The sequence below is a fragment of the Escherichia sp. Lx600-2 genome (genome assembly GCF_036662595.1).
GTDB lineage: Bacteria > Pseudomonadota > Gammaproteobacteria > Enterobacterales > Enterobacteriaceae > Escherichia > Escherichia coli.
The window spans coordinates 37,462-62,940 of the sequence record NZ_JAYQWM010000023.1 but is presented as its reverse complement, the minus strand read 5'-3'; the positions used below and the strand labels follow the sequence as shown (position 1 = coordinate 62,940).

Annotated in this window: 23 protein-coding genes and 1 pseudogene; 18 read left to right on the top strand and 6 right to left on the bottom strand. The window is 53.0% G+C overall.

Annotated features, from left to right (window positions below):
• Nucleotides 1-89 precede the first annotated feature (89 nt).
• Nucleotides 90-464: pseudogene (locus OQV04_RS11050) on the bottom strand (MFS transporter); the annotation flags it as partial.
• 102 nt (nt 465-566) lie between these two features.
• Nucleotides 567-1,922 carry an alpha-galactosidase gene (gene melA, locus OQV04_RS11045; RefSeq protein ID WP_032282024.1) on the bottom strand — a complete coding sequence of 452 codons (1,356 nt, stop codon included), beginning with the start codon at nt 1,920-1,922 and terminating at the stop codon, nt 567-569.
• A gap of 282 nt (nt 1,923-2,204) precedes the next feature.
• Here melA and melR point away from each other — a divergent pair, with 282 nt between their 5' ends.
• The 7 genes from melR (at nt 2,205) to pmrB (ending at nt 11,651) form a co-directional block, all read left to right on the top strand.
• A complete protein-coding gene (melR, locus tag OQV04_RS11040) occupies nt 2,205-3,113 on the top strand; it encodes a transcriptional regulator MelR (protein ID WP_001090758.1) in 909 nt (302 codons plus the stop codon).
• Nucleotides 3,114-3,311: 198 nt separating this feature from the next.
• Entirely contained in the window at nt 3,312-5,579 is a 2,268-nt protein-coding gene (gene adiA / locus OQV04_RS11035) for an arginine decarboxylase (RefSeq protein WP_077757444.1), read from the top strand.
• A gap of 323 nt (nt 5,580-5,902) precedes the next feature.
• Nucleotides 5,903-6,664, top strand: coding sequence for a DNA-binding transcriptional activator AdiY (adiY, locus tag OQV04_RS11030; RefSeq protein WP_032282020.1), 762 nt, complete (start codon nt 5,903-5,905; stop codon nt 6,662-6,664).
• Between the two features lie 136 nt (nt 6,665-6,800).
• Nucleotides 6,801-8,138 carry an arginine/agmatine antiporter gene (gene adiC / locus OQV04_RS11025; protein WP_000093154.1) on the top strand — a complete coding sequence of 446 codons (1,338 nt, stop codon included), beginning with the start codon at nt 6,801-6,803 and terminating at the stop codon, nt 8,136-8,138.
• Between the two features lie 103 nt (nt 8,139-8,241).
• Nucleotides 8,242-9,885 carry a phosphoethanolamine transferase EptA gene (gene eptA, locus OQV04_RS11020; RefSeq protein WP_032282018.1) on the top strand — a complete coding sequence of 548 codons (1,644 nt, stop codon included), beginning with the start codon at nt 8,242-8,244 and terminating at the stop codon, nt 9,883-9,885.
• Entirely contained in the window at nt 9,882-10,550 is a 669-nt protein-coding gene (gene basR / locus OQV04_RS11015; RefSeq protein WP_000697915.1) for a two-component system response regulator BasR, read from the top strand. Before eptA ends, basR begins: the two co-directional genes overlap by 4 nt.
• The gene (gene pmrB, locus OQV04_RS11010) at nt 10,551-11,651 is read left to right on the top strand and encodes a two-component system sensor histidine kinase PmrB (protein ID WP_162721658.1); all 1,101 of its coding nucleotides are present in this window, start codon (nt 10,551-10,553) and stop codon (nt 11,649-11,651) included. It abuts the gene before it with no gap.
• Here pmrB and pmrR read toward each other — a convergent pair.
• The 4 genes from pmrR to crfC all read right to left on the bottom strand — a co-directional run bounded on the left by pmrR (nt 11,627) and on the right by crfC (nt 16,700).
• The gene (gene pmrR, locus OQV04_RS11005) at nt 11,627-11,716 is read right to left on the bottom strand and encodes an LpxT activity modulator PmrR (RefSeq protein ID WP_000797657.1); all 90 of its coding nucleotides are present in this window, start codon (nt 11,714-11,716) and stop codon (nt 11,627-11,629) included. The two genes, pmrB and pmrR, sit on opposite strands and share 25 nt — an antisense overlap.
• A 114-nt stretch (nt 11,717-11,830) precedes the next feature.
• The gene (gene proP, locus OQV04_RS11000) at nt 11,831-13,333 is read right to left on the bottom strand and encodes a glycine betaine/L-proline transporter ProP (RefSeq protein WP_012311661.1); all 1,503 of its coding nucleotides are present in this window, start codon (nt 13,331-13,333) and stop codon (nt 11,831-11,833) included.
• 263 nt (nt 13,334-13,596) lie between these two features.
• Nucleotides 13,597-14,475 (bottom strand): YjcZ-like family protein, encoded by an 879-nt coding sequence (locus tag OQV04_RS10995; RefSeq protein ID WP_032282017.1) that lies wholly within the window; start codon nt 14,473-14,475, stop codon nt 13,597-13,599.
• The gene (gene crfC / locus OQV04_RS10990; RefSeq protein ID WP_032282016.1) at nt 14,472-16,700 is read right to left on the bottom strand and encodes a clamp-binding protein CrfC; all 2,229 of its coding nucleotides are present in this window, start codon (nt 16,698-16,700) and stop codon (nt 14,472-14,474) included. The genes OQV04_RS10995 and crfC overlap by 4 nt, the downstream gene beginning before the upstream one ends.
• A 401-nt stretch (nt 16,701-17,101) precedes the next feature.
• On the opposite strand from crfC, the gene OQV04_RS10985 reads away from it, so the two are divergent.
• From OQV04_RS10985 to phnK, 11 genes are all read left to right on the top strand, one after another.
• Nucleotides 17,102-17,437 (top strand): zinc ribbon domain-containing protein YjdM, encoded by a 336-nt coding sequence (locus OQV04_RS10985; RefSeq protein ID WP_001300891.1) that lies wholly within the window; start codon nt 17,102-17,104, stop codon nt 17,435-17,437.
• Nucleotides 17,438-17,694: 257 nt separating this feature from the next.
• Nucleotides 17,695-18,138 carry a VOC family metalloprotein YjdN gene (gene yjdN / locus OQV04_RS10980; protein WP_001131322.1) on the top strand — a complete coding sequence of 148 codons (444 nt, stop codon included), beginning with the start codon at nt 17,695-17,697 and terminating at the stop codon, nt 18,136-18,138.
• Nucleotides 18,139-18,270: 132 nt separating this feature from the next.
• On the top strand, nt 18,271-19,059 hold the full coding sequence (gene phnC / locus OQV04_RS10975) for a phosphonate ABC transporter ATP-binding protein (protein ID WP_032282015.1): 789 nt from the start codon (nt 18,271-18,273) through the stop codon (nt 19,057-19,059).
• Nucleotides 19,060-19,083: 24 nt separating this feature from the next.
• Nucleotides 19,084-20,100 (top strand): phosphonate ABC transporter substrate-binding protein, encoded by a 1,017-nt coding sequence (gene phnD, locus OQV04_RS10970; protein ID WP_000992011.1) that lies wholly within the window; start codon nt 19,084-19,086, stop codon nt 20,098-20,100.
• 105 nt (nt 20,101-20,205) lie between these two features.
• Nucleotides 20,206-20,985 (top strand): phosphonate ABC transporter, permease protein PhnE, encoded by a 780-nt coding sequence (phnE, locus tag OQV04_RS10965; RefSeq protein ID WP_032282051.1) that lies wholly within the window; start codon nt 20,206-20,208, stop codon nt 20,983-20,985.
• A 20-nt stretch (nt 20,986-21,005) separates the two neighbouring features.
• Nucleotides 21,006-21,731 (top strand): phosphonate metabolism transcriptional regulator PhnF, encoded by a 726-nt coding sequence (phnF, locus tag OQV04_RS10960; RefSeq protein WP_045176819.1) that lies wholly within the window; start codon nt 21,006-21,008, stop codon nt 21,729-21,731.
• Complete coding sequence (gene phnG / locus OQV04_RS10955; RefSeq protein ID WP_032282014.1) at nt 21,732-22,184, top strand: phosphonate C-P lyase system protein PhnG; 453 nt, start codon at nt 21,732-21,734, stop codon at nt 22,182-22,184.
• Nucleotides 22,181-22,765, top strand: coding sequence for a phosphonate C-P lyase system protein PhnH (phnH, locus tag OQV04_RS10950; protein ID WP_000171586.1), 585 nt, complete (start codon nt 22,181-22,183; stop codon nt 22,763-22,765). Before phnG ends, phnH begins: the two co-directional genes overlap by 4 nt.
• Nucleotides 22,765-23,829, top strand: a complete 1,065-nt coding sequence (phnI, locus tag OQV04_RS10945; RefSeq protein ID WP_001298870.1) for an alpha-D-ribose 1-methylphosphonate 5-triphosphate synthase subunit PhnI — start codon at nt 22,765-22,767, stop codon at nt 23,827-23,829. Before phnH ends, phnI begins: the two co-directional genes overlap by 1 nt.
• Nucleotides 23,822-24,667 (top strand): alpha-D-ribose 1-methylphosphonate 5-phosphate C-P-lyase PhnJ, encoded by an 846-nt coding sequence (gene phnJ / locus OQV04_RS10940; RefSeq protein ID WP_045176818.1) that lies wholly within the window; start codon nt 23,822-23,824, stop codon nt 24,665-24,667. The genes phnI and phnJ overlap by 8 nt, the downstream gene beginning before the upstream one ends.
• Entirely contained in the window at nt 24,664-25,422 is a 759-nt protein-coding gene (gene phnK, locus OQV04_RS10935) for a phosphonate C-P lyase system protein PhnK (RefSeq protein WP_001075518.1), read from the top strand. The genes phnJ and phnK overlap by 4 nt, the downstream gene beginning before the upstream one ends.
• Nucleotides 25,423-25,479 lie beyond the last annotated feature (57 nt).

The following is a 25,479-nucleotide window of genomic DNA, read 5'->3' as shown; positions in this document are numbered from 1 at the left end:
TGTTCTCCAATGACTAGTCTAAAAACTAGTATTAAGACTATCACTTATTTAAGTGATATTGGTTGTCTGGAGATTCAGGGGGCCAGTCTAATATCCATAATGGTGTAAGTCATGCCCCAGAGGATGTAGGTCACGCAAACAAAGACAATCTGAGTAGTACCTTCAAACAGATGCGCACTAAAGAGGAGAAATAAGATTACAGAGTTTGCCAACGTACCGATCAGGATCCAGGGTTTGAACTTACCCCATCGCGATCGCGTAGCATTTACAATCCATCCCATAATCGGATCGTTAATAGCATCCCAGATCCTCGCCACCAGAAACAAAGTACCGACCAAACCCACAGACAGCCCGACGACATCGGTGTAGTAATACATGAGGTACATATACACAATGCCGATCGCAAAATCCTTCCCGAACGCTCCAAATCCATAACTGAGTTTTGTAGTCATTGAAATGCTCATAGGGTATCGGGTCGCTGTTACCAACGCCCGCCTTCTGTTATTGGTATCGTCAGAGGTGTGCGCCGGAATAAATCCCCCGGCGCAGTAGCGTTTAGTCGCGTTTTAACGGTGCAACCAGCCTGGCAGCCAGTCGCCGTGGGCGGCAATCAGGTCGTCAACAAGAGCATATATTTCGTCAATGCCCAGCACGGCGGCAGTATGCGGGTCCATCATCGCGGCGTGGTAAACACGGTCGCGATTTTCCGTAAGAATAGCTTCGGTCAGCAGCGTCTGTACGTTAATGTTGGTTTGCATCAGGGCGGCCAGATGCGAAGGTAGCGTACCGACTTTGGTCGGCTGAATGCCATTAGCATCAACCAGACAGGCTACTTCCACGCAACATCCTTGTGGCAGGTTATCAATCAAACCATCGTTACGGACGTTGCCGTAAATCACACTCGGCTCGCCCGTCCAGATAGCGTTTATGATTGTGCTGGCATATTCCCGTGACGGTTTAATATCAATCCGGGAGGCGTTTTTATACTCCTCCAGCTCTTTATGCCAGTTCGCCAGCTGCTCGACGCAGCGTTTCGGGTACTCATCCAGCGGTACTTTATAACGCTCAATCAAATCCTCACGACCTGGCTTAATAAACCACGGTGTGTACTCAGCAAAATGTTCTGACGATTCCGTGACGAAGTAGCCCAGCTTTTTGAACATTTCGTAGCGCACAATATTCTGGCAGCGAGTATTGCCATGAATATTCGGCTTCGGTGCCTGCCCTGCTTCATAAGCCGCCAGCAGTTCTGGGTAGAGATTCACGTAACTGCCGTCGGCGGTTTTGCGCTCCAGTTCCAGGTAAAACGCCATATGGTTGATACCTGCGCAACGGTAACGCAGCGTAGCCGGGTCGATATTGAGGTCACGCGCCAGCTCTTCCGCCGTTCCCTGCACCGAATGGCACAGCCCGACCTGTTTGATATGCGGATAGCGGGCATACATCGCCCAGGCATTCATCGCCATTGGGTTAACATAGTTGAGCATGGTGGCATCGGGGCAGACTTCCGTCATGTCCTCGCAAATTTGCCACAGATGCGGAATGGTACGTAGCGCGCGCATAATACCGCCCGGCCCCAACGTATCGGCAATGGTTTGTTCCAGACCATGCCGCTTACAGACCTCGAAATCAGTCACCGTGCAAGGTTCATAACCGCCAATCTGAAATGCCACCACGACAAAATCGGCATCCTCTAAGGCTTCTTTCTGTTGGGTGTGGCAGGTGATTTTGCCGCTGGCCCCTGCTGAATCCATCAGCTTACGCACCACAATATGCGACTCTTCCAGGCGGGTGGGGTCAATGTCCATCAGGGCAATATGCGCCGTTTTCAGCGCCTCGCGATGGAACACATCACCAAGAATATTTTTAACGAAAATCGTCGAACCAGCGCCGATAAATGTAATTTTGGGTGCAGACATCATGCAGATCTCCTGGCTTGCTTGAATAACTTCATCATGGCAGGCGAATCTGCAGAAAACCTCCGGCTTCCAGGTTGAGCATTCCCATAAACTCAGATCCTGCGTGAAGCAGCAGTAAATCTGAGTTTATAGGAATAATTTACCTGAAAAGCAGAGTTTTCGGCCTCATGATGCTCGGACACTCCCCTCGCCCCTCTGGGAAGAGGGTGAAAACCGTGCTCCCACTCGCAGTCATCCTCCCTCACTCCTGCCATAATTCTGATATTCCAGGAAAGAGAGCCATCCATGAATACAGATACGTTTATGTGCAGCAGCGACGAAAAACAGACCCGCAGCCCGCTGTCGCTGTATTCGGAATACCAGCGGATGGAGATTGAGTTTCGCGCACCGCATATCATGCCCACCAGCCACTGGCATGGTCAGGTCGAAGTGAATGTGCCTTTCGATGGCGATGTGGAATACCTGATCAACAATGAAAAAGTGAATATCAATCAGGGACATATCACGCTGTTCTGGGCCTGTACACCGCACCAACTAACAGATACCGGAACCTGTCAGAGCATGGCGATTTTTAATCTGCCGATGCATCTGTTTCTCTCCTGGCCGCTGGATAAGGACCTGATTAACCACGTCACTCACGGCATGGTGATCAAATCACTTGCCACACAGCAACTTAGCCCGTTTGAAGTACGCCGCTGGCAGCAGGAATTAAACAGTCCGAATGAGCAAATTCGCCAGCTCGCCATTGATGAAATTGGCCTGATGCTCAAGCGATTTAGCCTCTCTGGCTGGGAACCGATTCTGGTCAATAAAACCTCGCGCACACACAAAAACAGCGTCTCGCGCCATGCGCAATTTTATGTTAGCCAGATGCTGGGCTTTATTGCCGAAAACTATGATCAGGCGCTGACCATCAACGATGTGGCTGAGCACGTCAAACTTAACGCCAACTATGCAATGGGGATATTCCAGCGAGTCATGCAATTGACGATGAAACAGTACATTACCGCGATGCGCATCAACCACGTTCGCGCGTTACTGAGCGATACCGATAAAAGTATTCTCGATATTGCCCTGACGGCAGGCTTTCGTTCAAGTAGTCGTTTTTACAGCACGTTCGGCAAATATGTCGGCATGTCGCCACAACAATACCGCAAACTTAGCCAACAGCGCCGCCAGACGTTTCCCGGCTAAAGACGATATCAGTATCAGCCAAAAAAATAGTTTAGCCGTCGATAATAAGCAGTGAAAATAATTTAAAATAATCACATAAAGCATTGTTTATAAAAACAAATATTTGAAAAATGTTTGTTTTTCACGCGCTTTACAGCCCGAAAAGGCCGGAAGATACTTGCCCGCAACGAAGATTCCTTCATAACCGGGTAAGCAATGATGAAAGTATTAATTGTTGAAAGCGAGTTTCTCCATCAAGACACCTGGGTCGGTAACGCCGTTGAGCGTCTGGCAGATGCTTTAAGCCAGCAAAATGTTACCGTGATTAAATCCACCTCCTTTGATGATGGTTTTGCCATTCTCTCTTCAAACGAAGCCATTGACTGCCTGATGTTCAGCTATCAAATGGAACATCCGGACGAACATCAAAACGTCAGACAATTGATCGGTAAGCTTCATGAGCGCCAACAAAACGTGCCGGTCTTCCTGTTGGGCGATCGGGAAAAAGCCCTCGCCGCAATGGATCGCGACCTGCTGGAGCTTGTCGATGAATTCGCCTGGATTCTGGAAGATACCGCCGACTTTATCGCCGGACGCGCCGTTGCCGCGATGACCCGCTACCGCCAGCAGCTGTTGCCGCCACTGTTCAGCGCGCTGATGAAATATAGCGACATCCATGAATATTCCTGGGCAGCGCCAGGCCACCAGGGCGGCGTTGGTTTTACCAAAACACCCGCCGGACGTTTCTACCATGACTACTACGGTGAAAATCTGTTCCGCACCGACATGGGCATCGAACGAACTTCCCTCGGTTCTTTGCTTGACCATACTGGCGCATTTGGCGAAAGCGAAAAATATGCCGCACGCGTATTTGGTGCCGATCGCTCCTGGTCGGTAGTCGTCGGTACTTCCGGCTCTAACCGCACCATCATGCAGGCTTGCATGACCGATAACGATGTCGTGGTCGTTGACCGTAACTGCCATAAATCCATCGAACAAGGTTTGATGCTGACAGGCGCGAAACCGGTCTACATGGTGCCAAGCCGCAACCGCTACGGCATTATCGGGCCAATCTATCCGCAGGAAATGCAACCTGAAACCTTGCAGAAGAAAATCAGTGAAAGCCCGCTGACTAAAGACAAAGCCGGGCAAAAACCGTCTTACTGCGTGGTGACCAACTGCACCTATGACGGCGTGTGTTATAACGCTAAAGAAGCGCAGGATCTGCTGGAAAAAACCTCCGATCGTCTGCACTTTGACGAAGCCTGGTACGGCTATGCACGTTTCAACCCGATCTATGCCGATCACTATGCCATGCGCGGCGAACCTGGCGATCACAACGGTCCTACTGTTTTCGCCACCCACTCCACCCACAAACTGCTGAATGCGCTTTCACAGGCTTCTTATATTCATGTACGTGAAGGTCGTGGGGCGATTAACTTCTCCCGCTTCAACCAGGCCTACATGATGCATGCCACCACCTCCCCGCTGTATGCCATCTGCGCATCCAACGACGTGGCGGTGTCGATGATGGACGGCAACAGCGGCCTGTCACTGACGCAGGAAGTGATCGACGAAGCGGTTGATTTCCGTCAGGCGATGGCGCGGCTGTATAAAGAGTTCACCGCTGACGGTAGCTGGTTCTTCAAACCGTGGAACAAAGAAGTCGTCACCGACCCACAAACCGGCAAAACCTATGACTTTGCTGACGCACCAACCAAACTGCTGACCACCGTTCAGGACTGCTGGGTAATGCATCCGGGCGAAAGCTGGCACGGCTTCAAAGATATTCCGGATAACTGGAGTATGCTCGACCCGATTAAAGTCAGCATCCTTGCTCCGGGAATGGGTGAAGATGGTGAACTGGAAGAAACCGGTGTTCCGGCGGCACTGGTCACTGCCTGGCTTGGTCGCCACGGCATTGTGCCTACCCGCACCACTGACTTCCAAATTATGTTCCTGTTCTCTATGGGCGTAACCCGTGGGAAATGGGGGACTCTGGTTAACACCCTTTGCTCCTTCAAACGCCACTATGACGCCAACACACCGCTGGCGCAGGTGATGCCGGAACTTGTTGAACAATATCCTGACACTTATGCGAACATGGGGATTCACGATCTGGGTGACACCATGTTTGCCTGGCTGAAAGAAAACAACCCTGGCGCACGGTTGAACGAAGCCTATTCCGGCCTGCCGGTGGCGGAAATCACCCCGCGTGAAGCGTACAACGCGATTGTCGACAACAATGTCGAACTGGTTTCCATTGAAAATCTGCCAGGACGTATCGCGGCAAACTCAGTTATCCCGTATCCGCCAGGAATCCCGATGCTGCTGTCTGGTGAAAACTTCGGCGATAAAAACAGTCCGCAACTAAGTTATTTACGCTCGCTGCAATCCTGGGATCATCATTTCCCTGGATTTGAACACGAAACTGAAGGGACTGAAATTATTGACGGTATTTACCACGTTATGTGTGTGAAAGCGTAACCACTATTCCGCTGAAGGCGTAATTGTTTAAATAACATTACGCCGCCTGGCCTTAGGCCTTTTGAGTATGGCAACGTTTTCATAAAAATTGCTGCAAACAAAAATGTCATACTTTTTGCGCGGCCCCACCCCGCGCTTTTTTTGCCTGTTATTTACCCTGTAAAAAAATATGTACATGAGAAATTACTATAAAAATTTGTAATATTAGTAAAACTCGTTATTTTTATGCATGTTTATATTCATCATACAATTATATAACCATTTCCCGGTATCGCTTTGCTTTAGCGAGAACTGGTCTTTTATTCGCACTCAGGAGTACATGTATGAGGATTTGCAGCGACCAACCTTGTATTGTTTTATTGACTGAAAAAGATGTCTGGATAAGGGTGAATGGGAAAGAACCTATTAGCCTTAAAGCTAACCATATGGCGTTATTAAATTGTGAAAATAATATTATCGACGTCTCCTCTCTTAACAACACTTTGGTTGCTCATATTAGTCACGACATCATCAAAGATTACCTCCGGTTTCTGAATAAAGATCTCTCGCAAATACCAGTATGGCAACGTAGCGCTACGCCCATTCTCACCCTGCCATGCCTGACACCAGACGTCTTTCACGTTGCCGCGCAACACAGCATGATGCCCGCAGAAACTGAGTCAGAAAAGGAACGAACACGCGCATTATTATTCACTGTGCTATCCCGTTTTCTCGACAGTAAAAAATTCCTTTCATTAATGATGTATATGTTACGTAATTGTGTAAGTGACAGCGTTTATCAAATTATTGAAAGCGATATTCACAAAGACTGGAATCTTAGTATGGTAGCCAGTTGTTTATGTCTTAGCCCAAGTCTGTTAAAGAAAAAGCTGAAAAGCGAAAACACCAGTTATAGCCAAATAATCACCACCTGCCGCATGCGTTATGCCGTAAATGAATTAATGATGGACGGTAAAAATATCTCTCAGGTATCACAGTCCTGCGGCTACAACAGTACGTCGTACTTTATTTCTGTCTTTAAAGACTTCTACGGTATGACGCCACTGCATTATGTTAGCCAGCACAGAGAACGCACTGTCGCCTGATTTTTAACCTTAACGAAGAGCTATATTAATAACGGCATCAGCGATAACCCGGTCGATAATAATTCAACTATCGAATGCAGGCGTATGATATGACGTAATTTATTGTCACGAAGCTCGCCTTCGCAGGAGTTTAATTATGTCTTCGGATGCTGATGCTCACAAAGTGGGCTTAATCCCCGTCACCCTGATGGTGTCGGGGAATATTATGGGGTCAGGTGTTTTTCTGTTACCTGCAAACCTGGCCTCCACCGGCGGGATTGCCATTTATGGATGGTTGGTGACGATTATCGGTGCGCTGGGGCTCTCGATGGTATACGCCAAAATGTCGTTCCTCGACCCAAGTCCTGGTGGTTCTTACGCTTACGCCCGCCGCTGCTTTGGCCCGTTTCTCGGTTATCAAACCAACGTCCTCTACTGGCTGGCCTGCTGGATCGGCAATATCGCCATGGTGGTCATTGGCGTAGGATATTTAAGTTACTTCTTCCCGATTCTGAAAGATCCATTGGTATTAACCATCACCTGCGTCGTGGTGCTGTGGATCTTCGTCCTGCTGAACATTGTCGGTCCGAAAATGATCACCCGCGTACAGGCCGTTGCCACCGTGCTGGCGCTGATCCCCATCGTCGGGATTGCCGTATTTGGCTGGTTCTGGTTCCGTGGTGAAACCTATATGGCGGCATGGAACGTCAGCGGCCTGGGCACTTTCGGTGCAATTCAAAGCACCCTTAACGTTACGCTGTGGTCGTTCATCGGTGTGGAAAGTGCCTCCGTTGCCGCAGGTGTGGTGAAAAACCCGAAACGCAATGTCCCTATCGCCACCATCGGTGGGGTATTGATTGCCGCCGTTTGCTATGTGCTCTCCACCACCGCGATTATGGGGATGATCCCTAATGCCGCACTGCGCGTTTCTGCCTCGCCATTCGGTGATGCCGCACGGATGGCGTTGGGTGACACCGCCGGGGCCATTGTTTCCTTCTGCGCAGCTGCGGGTTGCTTAGGTTCACTGGGCGGCTGGACATTGCTGGCGGGTCAAACGGCGAAAGCCGCTGCCGATGACGGACTGTTCCCACCGATTTTTGCCCGTGTAAATAAAGCGGGTACGCCAGTAGCGGGGCTGATTATCGTCGGTATTTTGATGACCATCTTCCAGCTCAGCAGCATTTCACCAAACGCGACCAAAGAATTCGGTCTGGTTTCTTCCGTCTCGGTCATCTTTACACTGGTGCCATATCTTTACACCTGTGCGGCGTTACTGCTGCTCGGCCACGGTCATTTTGGTAAAGCACGCCCGGCATATCTGGCAGTTACTACCATTGCCTTCCTCTACTGCATCTGGGCCGTGGTGGGGTCCGGGGCGAAAGAGGTTATGTGGTCATTTGTCACCCTGATGGTCATCACCGCCATGTATGCGCTGAATTACAACCGGCTGCATAAAAACCCGTATCCCTTAGATGCACCAATAAGCAAAGATTAATTCCCCTTAATCCAGCAAAGATAAAAGCCAACCTTAAGAACTTAAGGTTGGCTTAATTTTGCTTTGCGAGCATATGCGCACTTTGTTCGATGGAAACACCGTGATGTTGAAGCGCCTACTAAAAAGACCCTCTTTGAATTTACTCGCCTGGCTATTGTTGGCCGCTTTTTATATCTCTATCTGCCTGAATATTGCCTTTTTTAAACAGGTGTTGCAGGCGCTGCCGCTGGACTCGCTGCATAACGTACTGGTTTTCTTGTCGATGCCGGTCGTCGCCTTCGGCGTGATTAATATTGTCCTGACACTAAGCTCTTTCTTATGGCTTAATCGACCGCTGGCCTGCCTGTTTATTCTGGTTGGCGCGGCTGCACAATATTTCATAATGACTTACGGCATCGTCATCGACCGCTCGATGATTGCCAATATTATTGATACCACTCCGGCAGAAAGCTATGCGCTGATGACACCGCAAATGTTATTAACGCTGGGATTCAGCGGCGTGCTTGCTGCGCTGATTGCCTGCTGGATTAAAATCAAACCTGCCACCTCGCGTCTGCGCAGTGTTCTTTTCCGTGGAGCCAATATTCTGGTTTCTGTACTGCTGATTTTGCTGGTCGCCGCACTATTTTATAAAGACTACGCCTCGTTGTTCCGCAACAACAAAGAGCTGGTGAAGTCCTTAAGCCCCTCTAACAGCATTGTTGCCAGCTGGTCATGGTACTCCCATCAGCGACTGGCAAATCTGCCGCTGGTGCGAATTGGTGAAGACGCGCACCGCAACCCATTAATGCAGAACGAAAAACGTAAAAATTTGACCATCCTGATTGTCGGCGAAACCTCGCGGGCGGAGAACTTCTCCCTCAACGGCTACCCGCGTGAAACTAACCCGCGGTTGGCGAAAGATAACGTGGTCTATTTCCCTAATACCGCATCTTGCGGCACGGCAACGGCAGTTTCAGTACCGTGCATGTTCTCGGATATGCCGCGTGAGCATTACAAAGAAGAGCTGGCACAGCACCAGGAAGGCGTGCTGGATATCATTCAGCGAGCGGGCATCAACGTGCTGTGGAATGACAACGATGGTGGCTGTAAAGGTGCCTGCGACCGCGTGCCTCACCAGAACGTCACCGCGCTGAATCTGCCTGGTCAGTGCATCAACGGCGAATGCTATGACGAAGTGCTGTTCCACGGGCTGGAAGAGTACATCAATAACCTGCAGGGTGATGGCGTGATTGTCTTACACACCATCGGCAGCCACGGTCCGACCTATTACAACCGCTATCCGCCGCAGTTCAGGAAATTTACCCCAACCTGCGACACCAATGAGATCCAGACCTGTACCAAAGAGCAACTGGTGAACACTTACGACAACACGCTGGTTTACGTCGACTATATTGTTGATAAAGCGATTAATCTGCTGAAAGAACATCAGGATAAATTTACCACCAGCCTGGTTTATCTTTCTGACCACGGTGAATCGTTAGGTGAAAATGGCATCTATCTGCACGGTCTGCCTTATGCCATCGCCCCGGATAGCCAAAAACAAGTGCCGATGCTGCTGTGGCTGTCGGAGGATTATCAAAAACGGTATCAGGTTGACCAGAACTGCCTGCAAAAACAGGCGCAAACGCAACACTATTCACAAGACAATTTATTCTCCACGCTATTGGGATTAACTGGCGTTGAGACGAAGTATTACCAGGCTGCGGATGATATTCTGCAAACTTGCAGGAGAGTGAGTGAATGAAAATTCTGATTGTTGAAGACGATACGCTGTTATTGCAGGGACTGATTCTGGCGGCGCAAACCGAAGGCTACGCGTGCGATGGCGTGACAACCGCGCGGATGGCGGAACAAAGCCTTGAGGCCGGTCATTACAGCCTGGTGGTACTGGATTTAGGGTTACCCGACGAAGATGGACTGCATTTTCTCGCCCGTATCCGGCAGAAAAAATATACCCTGCCGGTACTGATCCTCACCGCTCGCGATACGCTGACCGACAAAATCGCCGGGCTGGATGTCGGTGCCGACGACTATCTGGTGAAGCCTTTTGCGCTGGAAGAGTTACATGCCCGTATCCGCGCCCTGCTACGACGCCATAATAATCAGGGCGAAAGTGAGCTGATTGTTGGCAATCTGACGCTGAACATGGGTCGCCGTCAGGTATGGATGGGCGGTGAAGAGTTGATTCTGACGCCCAAAGAATATGCTCTGCTGTCACGGTTAATGCTCAAAGCAGGCAGTCCGGTGCATCGGGAAATTCTCTACAACGACATCTATAACTGGGACAATGAACCCTCGACCAACACCCTGGAAGTGCATATCCACAATCTGCGCGACAAAGTGGGCAAAGCCCGTATCCGCACCGTGCGCGGCTTTGGCTATATGCTTGTCGCTAATGAGGAAAACTAATTGAATCTGATGCGTTTTCTGCGCCGACCAATATCGCTGCGCCAACGGCTGATATTGACCATCGGGGCCATTTTGTTGGTGTTTGAGCTGATCAGCGTCTTCTGGCTATGGCATGAAAGTACCGAGCAGATTCAGCTGTTTGAGCAGGCGCTACGCGACAATCGCAACAACGATCGCCACATCATGCGTGAGATCCGCGAGGCGGTCGCCAGCCTGATTGTCCCCGGCGTCTTTATGGTCAGCCTGACGCTATTTATCTGCTATCAGGCGGTACGCCGCATCACCCGCCCGCTGGCGGAGCTGCAAAAAGAGCTGGAAGCGCGCACCGCCGACAACTTAACGCCCATTGCCATTCACAGCGCCACCCTCGAAATCGAAGCGGTGGTTTCGGCGTTAAACGATCTGGTCAGTCGCCTGACCAGCACGCTGGATAACGAAAGGTTGTTTACCGCTGACGTCGCGCACGAACTGCGAACGCCACTGGCGGGGGTACGTTTGCATCTGGAACTGCTGGCGAAAACGCATCACATTGATGTAGCACCGTTAGTGGCACGGCTTGATCAGATGATGGAGAGCGTCTCCCAGCTGCTGCAACTGGCGCGTGCCGGACAGTCATTTTCTTCCGGTAATTATCAACATGTAAAACTGCTGGAAGATGTCATTCTCCCCTCGTATGACGAACTCAGTACCATGCTCGACCAGCGACAGCAAACCCTGCTATTGCCAGAGAGCACCGCCGACATCACCGTTCAGGGTGATGCAACCCTGCTGCGGATGTTATTGCGAAATCTGGTAGAAAACGCCCATCGTTACAGCCCGCAAGGCAGCAACATTATGATTAAGCTGCAAGAAGATGACGGAGCGGTCATGGCCGTTGAAGATGAAGGACCGGGTATTGATGAGAGTAAATGCGGGGAGTTGAGTAAAGCGTTTGTACGAATGGACAGCCGTTATGGCGGGATTGGTCTGGGGTTAAGTATTGTCAGCCGCATTACACAGTTGCATCACGGGCAGTTTTTCCTGCAAAACCAGCAAGAGACTTCTGGCACGCGCGCCTGGATACGGCTGAAGAAAGATCAGTACGTGGCAAACCAGATATAAAGAAAGCTGCTGACCACCAGCACGCTGAACACGGTAGTTAAACTTTCATAAACACGGTTTTTCATTGCACTCTCCTCCGTTAACCTGGAGGAGAGTATGCGCGTCAGAGATTAAGTGAACCTTAAGAGTTCAATTGTTGGTCTGATAAGACAGCGTCACATCAGGCCATCTGTTTCAGCTTATTCATCAATTCGCGGATGTTGCTGCACCAGGCGGGTACGTTTCGCCTGCAAATCGGCAATCTCGTGGTCAATATCATCGATTTTCTGCTCGATATTATCGTAATGCTCGACGAGAATTTCCTTCGCTTCCTGTATATCTGACGCCGCCGGTGTTGCACCTTTTAACGGACGATTTGCCGTCTCTTTCATGGTTACGCCGGTGATTAAACCAACCACCGCCACTACCATCAGGTAATAGGCTGGCATCATCAGATTCTGCGAGCTTTCGACCAGCCAGGCCGCCAGTGTTGGCGTCAGACCGGCAACCAGCACCGAAATATTAAATGCCGCCGCCAGCGCGCTGTAACGGATATGCGTCGGGAACATCGCTGGCAAGGTAGAAGCCATAACGCCCGTAAAGCAGTTAAGGATCACCGCCAGCATCAGTAACCCGGCAAAAATCAGGCCGATGACGTTACTGTTAATCAGAATAAACGCCGGGATCGCCAACACAAACAGTGCAACACTACCAAGTAGCACAAACGGACGACGGCCAAAACGGTCACTCAGCAAGCCCATCACCGGCTGGACAAACAGCATACCGATCATAATGGCGATAATAATCAGCACCCCGTGGTCTTCGGAGTAATGCAGGTTATGCGACAAATAACTCGGCATATAGGTCAGTAACATGTAGTAAGTCACGTTGGTGGCAATTACCAGACCAATACATGTCAACAGGCTGCGCCAGTATTTAGTGGCAATCTCTTTAAACGAGACTTTCGGGCCATCCTGCAAACCTTCGCGGTCGCCCTGTTCCAGTTTATCAACATGCTGCTGGAACGCCGGAGTTTCTTCCAGCGCATGGCGCAGGTAAAGCCCGATAATCCCTAACGGCAGAGCAATAAAGAACGGAATACGCCAGCCCCAGTCGAGGAAGTTCTCTTCGCCGACAATGGTCGAAATTAACACCACTACGCCAGCTCCCAGCACAAACCCGGCAATAGAACCGAAGTCCAGCCAGCTGCCCATAAAGCCACGTTTACGGTCAGGGGAGTATTCCGCAACAAATATTGACGCCCCGGTATATTCACCGCCGACCGAGAAACCTTGTGCCATCTTACAGATCAACAGCAGAATCGGTGCCCAAATACCAATCGTGTCGTAGGACGGTATTAAGCCAATACAGAACGTACTGATCGACATAATCACAATAGTGATAGCGAGGATCTTCTGGCGACCATATTTATCGCCCAACATACCAAAGAAGAGTCCGCCAAGCGGTCGAATCAGAAAGGGAACGGAGAAAGTGGCAAGTGCAGCAACCATCTGCACGCTGGGGTCAGCCCCCGGGAAAAAAACTTTACCTAATGCGTAAGCAACAAAACCATAAACACCAAAATCAAACCATTCCATTGCATTACCCAGTGATGCTGCGGTAATGGCTTTACGCAGTTTACCGTCATCAATAATGGTGACATCACGAAGGGTAATCGGTTTTACTTTTTTCCTTTTCAGCATAGCTTTCCTCGCAGAGTTGGCCCATTTCCGCAAACGCCAGAAAAATCAGCGCGACGGCCGCAAAAGGGGAGCGGGAATTGCAGGATGCAATCTCTGTAACAAGCGTAGCGGGTTTGCTTACACCCTCCGGTTAAGGAATGTACAATCAAACCAGTTGACGCCTGAATTGGGCAGTTAATGACCTTTTTACCCTACCAGCGTTTAAATTTGTGATCAACTTCACACATGAATTTCGTTTAGGACTCATTGATGTAACTGATTATTTACACCAAATTTACAGAGAAGATTTCCTCGAGCATTGCCCCCGCCAGACGCTGCGCTGAACAGAGTCGTGGCATCCCCAGCGCGACAGTTTGCCAGCGTTGGGTCACTGACCAGCAAACGGGTTGTTTATCTGCCGTGGTCCACTTTCCCAGCCAACTTAAAAAATCAGCATGATCCCCGCCCGTCGGAACGGTCGAAGAGGCAAACCACTGATGGTAATAGTGACGCGTGGTCGGGGCCGCATTGATACTCTCTGCCAGATGTTGTGTCGCTTTCACGCGCAAATCACCCAGCAACAACGCCACCGCTTGCGGGCTTCCCAGACGACAGGCATCGCCAAATGCCCCCCAACGCAACTCTTCGAGAACGATAAAACAGCGCCCAGGCAACGACCAGGCGTTATACGCCCCAGCACGCCAGCGGGTAAAAATTTGCTCGCTCTGTTCACCCGCCTGCACCAGTAGGCCTCGTTGCGTTAACGCCTTTTCCTTCCAGCGACAACGGGCTGAAAACCACTCATACAAGGCGGCAATTTGCTGAGGGAGCTCCGGGAAAGCAGAGTGCTGGCGGAGATCCATTTTTTGCAGCAGCGCCAGATGCTGCGCGATCTGCGTCAGCGCCAGATGACCGGGATCCAGCATCGACGCCAGTTTTTCCACCAATGTCAGACGCAGGCTAAGCGGCGCATTTAACATGCCGCCGTTCGTCCATGCCTGAAGCTGCACGCGCGCAAGAAGTTCCTGCATCAGTCGTTCACGAAACTGCTGCTGATGGGCTTGTGGAAGGCGGGCATCATCGCCCTGCGCCAGATCCACTAAAAAGCGCGGATGAACCGACTCCAGCACGCGACCGGGGCCGTCCAGTAACGTCTTGGTCAATATCGTTCTGCCGTGAAAAGTGTTTGAATATCATCGCGTAACAGCTGAGCGTCGGTGTAAATCCAGCCGTGAGTCATCACAGTCTGCTGCAATTGCTGTTGCATCAGCCTGACCACCGATTCATTTTGTTGACGCAGAGCCAGACTTTCGCGTAAACGCGTCTGTAATTCCGTCAAACATGAAGCGAACTCAGCGAAAAAAGTATTCATGCCTGCCGTAACAGATTCATCGACCTGCTCTGCCAGAACTTTAGCCATTTGTTGGCAATAAAGATCGACTTCTGCGCTTAATGCTCGTTGCAACACACTGTAATCAACCGTTTCTGTCGGGGATTTCTCATTTCCCCGTCCCCAGTCGGGCTGATTCAACCAGCGCGAAAAAGTCTCACGCACAACGCCTAAACGCGTGCTCTGCTCGTCCGTTGCTTCCTGGCGCGAAATGACTTCACTGAACAGCTGGCGAGTATTGAAGTGGGGAACTGCGCCGTGAAAAACAGGAAAATGAAACCCAGGACGAAACCCTGACTCGCTCAATTCCATTTTGACTTGTTGTTCAATGGGGCGAATAACATCGGTTAACACCCGGCAAAGAGTGGATTCAAGCTCGGCAAAACGCAGCGTAAAGTCGCGACTGATGGTGTTCTGCGCCGTCTGTAACAGTGTCTCACAGCGGGTACGAATCTCGCTTAACGGCTCCGAATCATCCTGAAACAACGCGGCTAACTGCGCATTCAGCGCATCTTGCTGTTGACGCAGAAAGTGGTTGGCGGAGGTCAGGGCCAGCTCGATTTCATGTTTAATCTCGCCGCTCACCTGCGCCTGATTGAGTTGCAATAGCTGCAAACTTTCTTCGACCTGATGGATATTTTGCCGCAATTGTTCACAAGCGACATTTAACCCGTGCGCACGAAAATCCAGGTATTCCCGCGCCTGCTGCGCGTAATTCAACAGTTTATGCGCGGCAGATCGCAGAGCATACAACGAGGCGTTAGCGTAAGCGGCATGAAGCAGCGCCTGAATTGGCTGGGCGAACAGCGAATCTTCCCACAACTGATCGGCAGCATGACGAATATGTTCGAGGTCCGCCAGATCGGCATGACGCCAGCGCCTGCCGAGCGCGGCATGGGCAAAATCTTCCACCCAGCGTTGTTGCTCTGGCGCTGGTAACTTATCGTTGTTGGCTAACTCATGGCGCGCCCGATTTGCCAGGTAGCCCCACATCGACGACACCGGAAATATCTGCTGTGGCGTAATACAGCCTTTCATCAGCGTCCCGGAAATCAGTGCCCGCACCTGGTCGGCGTCGTCACTGTTACGATCCTGTTGATCGAACTTATTGACCAGCACATACAGCGGCACCGATTGCCCCACCGCCAAAATCGCCTCACGGACCTCTTCATCGGAGATCGATTTCAGTTGCGTATAATCCAGCACCGCCAGTACCGCCGAGGCGCGAGCCAGCTGCTGGTTAAGCATTTTTTGCAGATGCGGTTGCCCGGCTTCATTTGGCCCGGGGGTATCCAGTAACGTCAACTGACCGGGATAACTCTCCAGCCCCGCCAGATGGACAAACTCCACTTCAATCACGGGAATATGCTCAATGGCGGCGTAAGCAGAAAAAGGAAAATCGACGTCCAGCGCCTTCGCCAGTCGCACTAAATCATTCAAACTTTTCAGACAATGAAAAATAGGCTGGGCACCCAGATAATATTTTTCGAAAGCGACGCCATTTTCGATCCGCTGCATAAGCGCACGCATATCTTTATCTATTTCCAGCACATCGGTCAGATGCTTAATATCGCAATCACGCAGGCGCTGTTGTAATTGTTGAATTAAACAATCGATTGGCGCGACATGTGAAAAATGCAGTACCGGTTCCTTTTGCCCGGGCGTATGGCGAATAAGCGTCGGCAGGGCAGTCATTGGGCGATTGCGATTAGGCAGAACCTCCGTACCAACAATGGCATTAATGGTGGTTGATTTCCCTGCTTTCATAGTACCGACAATCGCCAGCACCATTTCCAGTTGGGAAATTTTACGCAACTCATTATTCAGCATCGCGTGACGCTCGGCGATATTAGGCTGACTCCAGGGTAAAGCCAGTTGTGGCGCATCGTCTCCGGGTACAGAGAGAGGCATTTTTTCCAGTAACTGCAACTGTTGGCGAGAAAGCTGTAACAGCCGTTCAGCCTCCTGACTTAACTCATACAGGGTCTGTGTGTACATAGAAAATTCTTCCTTAAAGCAAATTTTATTACTTTTATTTAGCCAGATTGTTTTTGAGTTCTGTTTTCGGCTTTTATAATTACTGCAAGAAATAATTTTATATTTAGAGTGTTGTTTTTTATTAGAATAAATAACATCTTCCGATACGTTTAAAACGTCAGAAAGATAAAAATATCATGTGAATAAAAAAAAGAACAAGTAGAGCATTAACCTTATCTTAAATAATAAATGGAGGCAAAAAGATTATTTTCTTTTTGCGTTTCCTTTCAAATGAAAACGATCGTCGTCTAAAATCAGCAGTACCCCCGACAAACTCAGGGATTTTGTGTATAATTGCGGCCTTTTTCGGCAATCTGCCGTTTTTTGGCGCTTTTGCCCTGCTGACTTTTGAGGAAATCCACATGTCATTACCACACTGCCCAAAATGCAACTCCGAATACACTTACGAAGATAACGGCATGTACATCTGCCCGGAATGTGCCTACGAATGGAACGACGCAGAACCTGCACAGGAAAGCGACGAGCTGATCGTTAAAGATGCTAACGGCAATCTGCTGGCTGACGGCGACAGCGTTACCATCATTAAAGATCTGAAGGTGAAAGGTAGCTCTTCGATGCTGAAAATTGGCACCAAAGTGAAAAACATTCGCCTGGTTGAAGGCGACCATAACATCGATTGCAAAATCGACGGTTTTGGTCCGATGAAACTGAAATCTGAGTTTGTGAAAAAGAACTGATTGTATTGTGATCAGTAAGCCGGATAAGGCGTTTACGCCGCATCCGGCAACGGTGCCGACTGCCTGATGCGACGCTTGCGCGTCTTATCAGGCCTACAAATTCCCGCACCCTCCGTAGGCCGGATAAGGCGTTTACGCCGCATCCGGCAACAGTGCCGACTGCCTGATGCGACGCTCGCGCGTCTTATCAGGCCGCCTCTCATCTGTATAAATTTCGAACTACACTTAACTGGCTTCTCTTAACTGAGGTCACCATCATGCCGTTAAGTCCCTACCTCTCTTTTGCCGGTAACTGTGCCGACGCAATTGCTTATTATCAACGTACGTTGGGCGCGGAACTGCTCTATAAAATCAGCTTCGGCGAAATGCCAAAATCAGCGCAGGACAGCGCCGAGAACTGCCCTTCCGGAATGCAATTTCCCGATACCGCCATCGCCCACGCCAATGTGCGCATTGCCGGAAGCGACATCATGATGAGCGATGCCATGCCGTCAGGAAAAGCCAGCTACTCCGGCTTTACGCTGGTGCTCGATTCGCAACAGGTCGAAGAAGGAAAACGCTGGTTTGACAATCTTGCCGCCAACGGAAAAATCGAAATGGCCTGGCAGGAAACTTTCTGGGCGCATGGCTTCGGCAAAGTCACCGATAAATTTGGCGTACCGTGGATGATTAATGTCGTCAAACAACAACCAACGCAATAATCCGCCGGGAGGCCCGCCCTCCCGCACTGTCATCGAATTCCCGTTAACTCTTCATCTGTTAGTCACTTTTAATTAACCAAATCGTCACAATAATCCGCCACGATGGAGCCACTTTTTTAGGGAGGCTGCATCATGCAAACGATTATCCGCGTCGAACAACTGAGCAAAACCTTCAATCAGCATCAGGCGCTGCACGCGGTTGATCTGAATATCCATCATGGTGAAATGGTGGCTCTGCTTGGGCCGTCCGGTTCCGGCAAATCCACCCTTTTACGTCATTTAAGCGGTTTGATTACCGGCGATAAATCCGCCGGTAGCCATATCGAGCTGCTGGGCCGCACTGTCCAGCGCGAAGGCCGCCTGGCCCGCGATATCCGCAAAAGCCGCGCCAACACCGGCTACATCTTCCAACAATTCAACCTGGTGAATCGCCTGAGCGTACTGGAGAACGTGCTGATTGGGGCGCTCGGCAGCACGCCGTTCTGGCGCACCTGTTTTAGTTGGTTCACCCGCGAGCAGAAACAGCGCGCGTTACAGGCGCTGACCCGCGTTGGCATGGTGCATTTTGCCCATCAGCGCGTTTCCACCCTCTCCGGCGGCCAGCAACAGCGTGTAGCGATTGCCCGCGCGCTGATGCAGCAGGCGAAGGTGATTCTCGCCGACGAACCGATCGCCTCGCTGGACCCGGAATCGGCGCGCATCGTGATGGACACCCTGCGCGACATCAATCAGAACGACGGCATCACCGTGGTCGTCACGCTGCATCAGGTGGATTACGCCCTGCGCTACTGCGAACGCATCGTCGCCCTGCGTCAGGGACACGTCTTCTACGACGGTAGCAGCCAACAGTTTGATAACGAACGTTTTGACCATCTCTACCGCAGCATTAACCGCGTCGAAGAGAACGCGAAAGCTGCCTGACATCCCCATCATTGAGGAAAACGAATGAACGCTAAGATAATTGCCTCGCTGGCCTTCACCAGCATGTTCAGCCTCAGCACCCTGTTAAGCCCGGCACACGCCGAAGAGCAGGAAAAGGCGCTGAATTTCGGCATTATTTCAACGGAATCACAGCAAAACCTGAAACCGCAATGGACGCCGTTTTTACAGGATATGGAGAAGAAGCTGGGCGTGAAGGTCAACGCCTTCTTTGCCCCGGACTATGCGGGCATTATCCAGGGAATGCGTTTCAACAAAGTGGATATCGCCTGGTACGGCAACCTGTCGGCGATGGAAGCAGTGGATCGCGCCAACGGTCAGGTCTTCGCTCAGACCGTCGCGGCGGATGGATCGCCGGGTTACTGGAGCGTGTTAATCGTCAACAAAGACAGCCCGATCAACAACCTGAGCGATCTGCTGGCGAAGCGGAAAGATCTCACCTTCGGCAATGGCGATCCTAACTCCACCTCTGGCTTCCTCGTCCCCGGCTACTACGTCTTCGCCAAAAACAATATCTCCGCCAGCGACTTCAAGCGCACCGTCAACGCCGGGCATGAAACCAACGCGCTGGCCGTCGCCAACAAGCAGGTGGATGTTGCCACTAACAACACCGAGAACCTCGACAAGCTGAAAACCTCCGCGCCGGAGAAGTTGAAAGAACTGAAAGTGATCTGGAAGTCGCCGCTGATCCCAGGCGATCCGATCGTCTGGCGCAAGAATCTTTCCGAAACCACCAAAGACAAGATCTACGACTTCTTTATGAACTACGGCAAAACGCCGGAAGAAAAAGCGGTGCTGGAACGCCTGGGCTGGGCGCCGTTCCGCGCCTCCAGCGACCTGCAACTGGTGCCGATTCGCCAGCTCGCGCTGTTTAAAGAGATGCAGGGCGTGAAAGGCAATAAAGGGCTGAATGAGCAGGACAAGCTCGCGAAAACCACCGCCATTCAGGCGCAGCTGGATGACCTGGACCGCCTGAACAACGCGCTAAGCGCGATGAGTTCGGTGAGTAAAGCGGTGCAGTAAATCGTAGGTCGGATAAGACGCCCCGGCGTCGCATCCGACAATGTGCAGGCGTTGATGCCGGATGCGGTGCAAGCACCTTATCCGGCCTACAGACCGGAGCCAAACATGCAAACCATCACCATCGCCCCACCCAAGCGCAGCTGGTTCTCGCTTCTGAGCTGGGCCATTGTTCTCGCCGTGCTGGTTGTCTCGTGGCAGGGCGCGGAAATGGCCCCGCTCACGCTGATTAAAGACGGCGGCAACATGGCGACGTTCGCCGCCGACTTCTTCCCGCCCGATTTCAGCCAGTGGCAGGATTACCTCACCGAAATGGCCGTCACGCTGCAAATCGCCGTCTGGGGCACGGCGCTGGCGGTGGTTCTCTCCATCCCCTTCGGCCTGATGAGCGCCGAAAACCTGGTGCCGTGGTGGGTTTACCAGCCCGTTCGCCGCCTGATGGATGCCTGCCGCGCCATTAACGAAATGGTCTTCGCCATGCTGTTCGTGGTCGCCGTCGGCCTCGGCCCATTCGCTGGCGTGCTGGCGCTGTTTATCCACACCACCGGCGTGCTCTCCAAGCTGCTTTCCGAAGCGGTGGAAGCGATTGAACCCGGCCCGGTGGAACGCATTCGCGCCACCGGTGCCAACAAGCTCGAAGAGATCCTCTACGGCGTGCTGCCACAGGTGATGCCGCTGCTGATCTCCTACTCCCTCTATCGTTTCGAATCCAACGTCCGCTCGGCGACCGTCGTCGGCATGGTCGGCGCAGGCGGGATCGGCGTCACCCTGTGGGAAGCGATTCGCGGTTTCCAGTTCCAGCAAACCTGCGCCCTGATGGTGCTGATTATCGTCACGGTCAGCCTGCTGGATTTCCTCTCTCAACGGTTGCGTAAGCACTTTATCTGATAAGCGAGGCATTGATATCTATGCACTTGTCTACACATCCGACCAGCTACCCAACACGCTATCAGGAGATAGCCGCAAAACTTGAGCAGGAGCTGCGTCAACACTACCGCTGCGGCGACTATCTTCCCGCCGAGCAGCAGCTGGCGGCGCGCTTTGAGGTAAATCGCCACACCCTGCGCCGCGCCATCGACCAACTGGTGGAAAAAGGCTGGGTACAGCGCCGTCAGGGCGTCGGCGTGCTGGTGCTGATGCGCCCGTTCGATTACCCGCTCAACGCCCAGGCGCGTTTTAGCCAGAACCTGCTGGACCAGGGCAGCCATCCCACCAGCGAAAAACTGCTGTCGGTGCTGCGCCCGGCTTCCGGTCACGTGGCGGATGCGCTGGGGATCGCCGGGGGTGAGAACGTTATCCACCTGCGCACCCTGCGCCGGGTCAACGGCGTCGCGCTCTGTTTGATTGACCACTACTTCGCGGATCTCACCCTCTGGCCGACGCTGCAACGCTTCGACAGCGGCTCGCTGCACGATTTTCTGCGCGAGCAAACCGGAATTGCGCTGCGCCGCAGCCAGACGCGGATCAGCGCCCGCCGCGCCCAGGCCAAAGAGTGCCAGCGTCTTGAAATTCCGAATATGTCGCCGCTGCTGTGCGTGCGCACCCTTAACCACCGTGACGGTGAAAGCAGCCCGGCGGAGTACTCCGTCAGCCTGACGCGCGCCGACATGATTGAATTTACTATGGAGCACTGAATGCACGCAGATACCGCGACCCGCCAGCACTGGATGTCCGTACTGGCACACAGCCAACCGGCAGAACTGGCAGCCCGCCTGAACGCGCTGAACATCACCGCCAACTATGAGGTGATCCGCGCCGCTGAAACTGGCCTGGTACAGATTCAGGCGCGGATGGGCGGCACCGGCGAACGCTTTTTTGCCGGCGACGCCACGCTCACCCGCGCCGCCGTACGCCTGACTGACGGCACGCTCGGCTACAGCTGGGTGCTAGGGCGCGACAAACAGCACGCCGAACGCTGCGCGCTGATTGACGCGCTGATGCAGCAATCTCGCCACTTTCAAAACTTATCAGAAATCCTTATTGCCCCGCTGGACGCTGACCGTATGGCACGCATTGCCGCACGCCAGGCCGAAGTGAACGCCAGCCGGGTCGACTTCTTTACGATGGTTCGCGGAGACAACGCATGACCCTGGAAACCGCTTTTATTCTTCCCGTGCAGGATGCCCAGCACAGTTTTCGTCGCCTGTTAAAGGCCATGAGCGAGCCGGGCGTGATTGTCGCCCTGCATCAGCTCAAACGCGGCTGGCAGCCGCTGAATATCGCCACCACCAGCGTGCTGCTGACGCTGGCCGATAACGACACGCCGGTGTGGCTTGCCGCGCCATTAAGCAACGATATCGTCAGCCAGAGCCTGCGTTTTCATACCAACGCGCCGCTGGTCAGCCAGCCGGAACAGGCGACCTTCGCGGTAACGGATGAGGCGATTTCCAGCGAACAGCTTAACGCCCTTTCCACCGGCACCGCCGTTGCGCCGGAAGCGGGCGCAACGCTGATTTTACAGGTCGCCAGCCTTAGCGGCGGGCGCATGTTGCGTCTCACCGGCGCGGGCATTGCCGAAGAACGAATGATCGCCCCGCAGCTGCCGGAGTGCATTTTGCACGAACTCACCGAGCGCCCGCACCCGTTCCCGCTCGGCATCGACCTGATCCTGACCTGCGGCGAGCGCCTGCTGGCTATCCCCCGAACCACTCATGTGGAGGTGTGCTGATGTACGTTGCCGTGAAAGGGGGCGAGAAGGCGATCGATGCCGCCCACGCCCTGCAAGAGAGCCGACGCCGGGGCGATACCGATTTGCCTGAACTGAGCGTCGCCCAGATTGAACAGCAACTTAATCTTGCGGTGGATCGCGTGATGACCGAAGGCGGCATTGCCGACCGCGAACTGGCGGCGCTGGCGCTGAAACAGGCCAGCGGCGATAACGTCGAAGCAATTTTCCTGCTGCGCGCCTACCGCACCACGCTGGCGAAACTCGCGGTAAGCGAGCCGCTCGACACCACGGAGATGCGTCTCGAACGGCGTATTTCAGCGGTTTATAAAGATATTCCCGGCGGCCAGTTGCTTGGCCCAACCTACGACTACACCCATCGCCTGCTCGATTTCACCCTGCTGGCAAACGGCGAAGCGCCGACGCTGACCACCGCCGACAGCGAACAACAGCCGTCGCCGCACGTTTTCAGCCTGCTGGCGCGTCAGGGGCTGGCGAAGTTTGAAGAGGATAGCGGCGCACAGCCGGATGACATCACCCGCACGCCGCCGGTTTACCCCTGCTCACGTTCTTCCCGTTTGCAGCAGTTGATGCGCGGCGACGAAGGCTATCTGCTGGCGCTGGCCTACTCCACCCAACGCGGCTACGGGCGCAACCACCCGTTCGCAGGCGAGATCCGCAGCGGCTATATCGACGTATCGATTGTGCCAGAAGAGCTGGGATTTGCGGTAAACGTCGGCGAACTGCTGATGACTGAGTGTGAAATGGTCAACGGTTTTATCGACCCACCAGATGAACCGCCGCACTTCACGCGCGGCTACGGGCTGGTATTCGGCATGAGCGAGCGCAAAGCGATGGCGATGGCGCTGGTTGACCGTGCTCTGCAAGCCCCGGAGTACGGCGAGCACGCGACAGGCCCGGCGCAGGATGAAGAGTTCGTGCTGGCACATGCCGACAACGTCGAAGCCGCAGGCTTTGTCTCACACCTCAAACTCCCGCACTACGTCGATTTCCAGGCCGAACTGGAGCTACTCAAACGTCTGCAACAGGAGCAGAACCATGGCTAATCTGAGCGGCTACAACTTTGCCTACCTCGACGAGCAGACCAAACGCATGATCCGCCGCGCCATCTTAAAAGCGGTGGCGATCCCCGGTTATCAGGTGCCGTTTGGCGGGCGCGAGATGCCAATGCCGTACGGCTGGGGAACCGGTGGTATCCAGCTCACCGCCAGCGTGATTGGCGAAAGCGACGTGCTGAAGGTGATTGACCAGGGCGCGGATGACACCACCAACGCCGTATCGATTCGCAACTTCTTTAAGCGCGTGACCGGGGTAAACACCACCGAGCGTACGGACGATGCCACGGTCATCCAGACGCGTCACCGCATCCCGGAAACGCCGCTGACCGAAGATCAGATAATTATCTTCCAGGTGCCGATCCCCGAACCACTGCGCTTTATCGAGCCGCGCGAAACGGAAACCCGCACCATGCACGCGCTGGAGGAGTACGGCGTGATGCAGGTGAAGCTGTATGAAGATATCGCCCGCTTCGGTCATATCGCCACCACCTACGCCTATCCGGTGAAGGTAAATGGGCGCTACGTGATGGACCCGTCGCCGATCCCGAAATTCGATAACCCGAAAATGGACATGATGCCCGCCCTGCAACTGTTCGGCGCGGGGCGCGAGAAGCGTATTTATGCGGTGCCGCCGTTTACCCGCGTGGAAAGCCTCGATTTCGACGATTACCCGTTCACCGTTCAGCAGTGGGATGAGCCATGCGCCATCTGCGGATCGACCCACAGCTATCTCGACGAAGTGGTGCTGGATGACGCCGGAAACCGCATGTTTGTCTGCTCCGATACCGATTATTGCCGCCAACAGAGCGAGGCAAAAAGCCAATGAATCAACCGTTACTTTCGGTCAATAACCTGACCCACCTTTACGCGCCGGGCAAAGGCTTTAGCGATGTCTCTTTTGATTTATGGCCGGGGGAAGTGCTGGGCATTGTCGGGGAATCCGGCTCCGGGAAGACCACGCTGCTGAAATCAATTTCCGCGCGTCTGACGCCGCAGCAGGGGGAGATTCACTATGAAAACCGTTCCCTCTATGGCATGAGCGAGGCCGACCGCCGTCGCCTGCTGCGCACCGAATGGGGCGTAGTGCATCAGCATCCGCTCGACGGCCTGCGCCGCCAGGTGTCGGCAGGCGGCAATATCGGCGAGCGGCTGATGGCGACCGGGGCGCGTCATTACGGCGACATTCGCGCCACCGCGCAGAAGTGGCTGGAAGAGGTGGAAATTCCCGCCAACCGGATCGACGACCTGCCGACCACCTTTTCCGGCGGCATGCAGCAGCGTTTGCAGATTGCCCGCAACCTGGTGACGCATCCGAAGCTGGTGTTTATGGACGAACCAACCGGCGGGCTGGATGTGTCGGTGCAGGCCCGCCTGCTCGACCTGCTGCGCGGCCTGGTGGTGGAGCTGAACCTCGCGGTAGTGATTGTCACCCACGATTTAGGCGTCGCCCGCCTGCTGGCGGACCGTTTGCTGGTGATGAAGCAGGGGCAGGTGGTGGAGAGTGGGTTAACCGACCGCGTGCTCGACGACCCGCACCATCCGTATACACAGCTGCTGGTGTCATCGGTTTTGCAGAATTGAGCCGGTGCCGGATGCGGCGTAAACGCCTTATCCGGCCTACAAATGCGCTCCCCGTAG

Excerpts from the sequence above, each read along its gene's own strand:
- basR (WP_000697915.1), top strand. The coding sequence starts at position 9,882 with ATGAAAATTCTGATTGTTGAAGACGATACGCTGTTATTGCAGGGACTG.
- pmrR (WP_000797657.1), bottom strand. The coding sequence starts at position 11,716 with ATGAAAAACCGTGTTTATGAAAGTTTAACTACCGTGTTCAGCGTGCTG.
- phnG (WP_032282014.1), top strand. The coding sequence starts at position 21,732 with ATGCACGCAGATACCGCGACCCGCCAGCACTGGATGTCCGTACTGGCA.
- adiY (WP_032282020.1), top strand. The coding sequence starts at position 5,903 with ATGAGGATTTGCAGCGACCAACCTTGTATTGTTTTATTGACTGAAAAA.
- phnE (WP_032282051.1), top strand. The coding sequence starts at position 20,206 with ATGCAAACCATCACCATCGCCCCACCCAAGCGCAGCTGGTTCTCGCTT.
- phnF (WP_045176819.1), top strand. The coding sequence starts at position 21,006 with ATGCACTTGTCTACACATCCGACCAGCTACCCAACACGCTATCAGGAG.
- adiA (WP_077757444.1), top strand. The coding sequence starts at position 3,312 with ATGAAAGTATTAATTGTTGAAAGCGAGTTTCTCCATCAAGACACCTGG.
- phnC (WP_032282015.1), top strand. The coding sequence starts at position 18,271 with ATGCAAACGATTATCCGCGTCGAACAACTGAGCAAAACCTTCAATCAG.
- melA (WP_032282024.1), bottom strand. The coding sequence starts at position 1,922 with ATGATGTCTGCACCCAAAATTACATTTATCGGCGCTGGTTCGACGATT.
- phnD (WP_000992011.1), top strand. The coding sequence starts at position 19,084 with ATGAACGCTAAGATAATTGCCTCGCTGGCCTTCACCAGCATGTTCAGC.
- proP (WP_012311661.1), bottom strand. The coding sequence starts at position 13,333 with ATGCTGAAAAGGAAAAAAGTAAAACCGATTACCCTTCGTGATGTCACC.
- adiC (WP_000093154.1), top strand. The coding sequence starts at position 6,801 with ATGTCTTCGGATGCTGATGCTCACAAAGTGGGCTTAATCCCCGTCACC.
- eptA (WP_032282018.1), top strand. The coding sequence starts at position 8,242 with ATGTTGAAGCGCCTACTAAAAAGACCCTCTTTGAATTTACTCGCCTGG.
- phnI (WP_001298870.1), top strand. The coding sequence starts at position 22,765 with ATGTACGTTGCCGTGAAAGGGGGCGAGAAGGCGATCGATGCCGCCCAC.
- phnK (WP_001075518.1), top strand. The coding sequence starts at position 24,664 with ATGAATCAACCGTTACTTTCGGTCAATAACCTGACCCACCTTTACGCG.
- OQV04_RS10985 (WP_001300891.1), top strand. The coding sequence starts at position 17,102 with ATGTCATTACCACACTGCCCAAAATGCAACTCCGAATACACTTACGAA.
- melR (WP_001090758.1), top strand. The coding sequence starts at position 2,205 with ATGAATACAGATACGTTTATGTGCAGCAGCGACGAAAAACAGACCCGC.
- yjdN (WP_001131322.1), top strand. The coding sequence starts at position 17,695 with ATGCCGTTAAGTCCCTACCTCTCTTTTGCCGGTAACTGTGCCGACGCA.
- crfC (WP_032282016.1), bottom strand. The coding sequence starts at position 16,700 with ATGTACACACAGACCCTGTATGAGTTAAGTCAGGAGGCTGAACGGCTG.
- phnH (WP_000171586.1), top strand. The coding sequence starts at position 22,181 with ATGACCCTGGAAACCGCTTTTATTCTTCCCGTGCAGGATGCCCAGCAC.
- phnJ (WP_045176818.1), top strand. The coding sequence starts at position 23,822 with ATGGCTAATCTGAGCGGCTACAACTTTGCCTACCTCGACGAGCAGACC.